Consider the following 2,196-nt stretch of genomic DNA (forward strand, 5'->3'; position numbering starts at 1 on the left):
CACAACTGCATCATTTACGGTGGCCGTCAGATCACGTGGCTTCGTCGTCTTGTGCCAACTCGCCTCCGGCCTACGCCTCCTATGATGTTCTTGTTCATCAGCTCGCAGTTTTGCTAGCGGCTTCCTCCAGACCGCGCCTCGCGGGTTGGCCCTTGCCATTTGCTAGTGGTTAGCGTTCAATCGGGTAAAACCGGCTGAACGGTGATCTTCCCACAGGGGACTTTCACCCCATTAGTTCATGCCCATGCTGGGCGTACACAAAGCATTTATGTCGCCAGCAAGCTGGCTGGGACGGCTTACACTTCGTTCCAACCGCCCCATAATGCGGCGTTAGGCGGCGCAGTAAATCGCATGGCACGTGAACGGTTGAATCATTGGGCGAGCCAGATCTATTTCAATCCGACCAAAGTGCTGGAGGAGGCCGCGCGTTTGGGATTTCGCCATGTCATTGGTGGACGCTGCAGACTGCCGCCGGAGATCGCAAGACCCGACCGAAAGCGCTTGATTGAAGACCTTGATGCTGCTGCCTTCGCGCATGGACTTCGCGTATTGATTCCAGATCGAGATATATGCATAGCAGAGTTGGAGGCACAGGATCACGACTTTGTCTTGCGGTTCGGACCGCCTGATGACCCTGGATACTGCCCTCTCCAACTCAAGGTGCTGGTGTCAAAGGAGGTCAATGAGTCGCAAACGATGGACGACCTTCTCGAAAACCTTAACCACTATGCTGACGCGGCTGATTTGGTGGTGGCAATCAAAATTGACCGGCTGGGTGTAGATCCGCGAGGCCTTCAAATTCCCCCTCTGGAACTCGCTGAAATTTGGTTCTTTGGGCCCAGTCTTGAAGGTTCAAACATGTGGTATCTGTACGGTGACTGCTTGGGTTCCCCTCTCTGGCTCGAATTTCAGCTTCCAGAGGGTTAGTTGTGCGCCGTCTAACTGCGGCGTTAGGAGCTAATCGTGAAGGCACAATCGGAGCGCATCATATTTGACGCGGACAACGGCGGTCTTAATCCCGCGTAATTCACCGGGAGGTCACAGAAAAGAAGGTGGCGAGTGGTTTTCTCTTGTAGAATCAGGGTGTTCCTACCAGAACACGATTCAAGAGGACCACTCGCCATGGGTGAAAGCCTATCCACCTGGACGCCCTCCTGCAATGGCTCTGTCCGCGTTGAGCTGAGCGGTCAGCGCACCACCAGTGACAGCGGTGCCTTGCTGCTGCGTGAAGCCCTCGACAGCAGCGGCGTCATGCCCGCCCTCGAGCAACACCTGGTCGACCCACGCGACCCGCCACGTGTTGTTCTGGTCAAGTCGTAGCGGACACTTTTATTAAGCTGCCGCGGCCACTTGCCCGACCTCCCTCGGTGCATGGTAGTCGAGGGTCGAGTGGAGCCGGCAGCTGTTGTACTCCATCTCAATGTAGGCCACGACATCACGCCGGGCGGCCTGGCAGGTCCAGTACCGCTGGCCATCCAGCCACTCGCTCTTCAGGAAGCCGAAGAACCGCTCCATGACGGCATTGTCCCAGCAATTCCCCTTGCGACTCATGGAGGCCCGGAAGCCATGCTCAGCCAGCCCTCCAGGGTCCAGATGGCGGTGATTGTCGGCCACCCAGGCCTGATTCGGCTCAGGGACCGTGAATTGCCGCTTGAGCAGGTTGGGTGCCACCGGTAACCCATGCTCACTGTCTGTGGTATGCCGCCAGCGGCGACGCTGACGACACGTGGCATCGGCGTCCTGCATGAGGCTTCTGGCCTGGTAGCGACCGACTGAGTGTCCCCTGCGCTGGAGTTCCTTGGCCATTCGTCGGCTCCCATAGCTACCCCGTTTCTGATCATGGATATCCCTGACCTCCTGCTGGAGCGCCTTGCGCCGCTCGTCTGGCTCACGATATCGCCAGGCATAGAAGCCACTGCGACTGACCTCCATGACACCGCACAAGATCGCGACAGGAAAGGCGGCCTTCTCCGACTCGATGAACTGATATCTCAGCTCGATTCCTTGACGAAGAAGGCCGTGGCCTTTTTTAAAATATCTTTCTCCATCCGTAAATTGCGAACTTCTTCGCGTAATTTCTTGATCTCGGCATCACGCTCATCGCCCTGTGCTTCGGGCACCCCTTGCACCTGTTCACGCTGCTGTCGGCACCAGCGGTCCAGCAGGCTGCGATCGATATCCAGTCGCCTGGCTGCC

At 57.4% G+C, this 2,196-nt stretch carries 1 protein-coding gene and 2 pseudogenes; 2 read left to right on the plus strand and 1 reads right to left on the minus strand.

Annotation, left to right across the window (positions count from 1 at the left end):
• The first annotated feature begins 351 nt into the window (after nucleotides 1-351).
• The gene (locus ACESMD_RS05730) at nucleotides 352-927 is read left to right on the plus strand and encodes a hypothetical protein (protein ID WP_372611172.1); all 576 of its coding nucleotides are present in this window, start codon (nucleotides 352-354) and stop codon (nucleotides 925-927) included.
• A 156-nt stretch (nucleotides 928-1,083) separates the two neighbouring features.
• Nucleotides 1,084-1,302, plus strand: a pseudogene (locus ACESMD_RS05735) (IS1380 family transposase); the annotation flags it as partial.
• Nucleotides 1,303-1,332: 30 nt separating this feature from the next.
• Here ACESMD_RS05735 and ACESMD_RS05740 read toward each other — a convergent pair.
• Nucleotides 1,333-2,196 (minus strand): annotated as a pseudogene (locus ACESMD_RS05740) (IS3 family transposase); the annotation flags it as partial.

The organism is Halomonas sp. (assembly GCF_041689495.1).
In the GTDB taxonomy this organism is placed as follows: Bacteria; Pseudomonadota; Gammaproteobacteria; order Pseudomonadales; family Halomonadaceae; genus Halomonas.

What these genes read in the sequence shown, in the direction of transcription:
- ACESMD_RS05730 (WP_372611172.1), top strand. Translation starts at nt 352, where the DNA reads ATGGCACGTGAACGGTTGAATCATTGGGCGAGCCAGATCTATTTCAAT.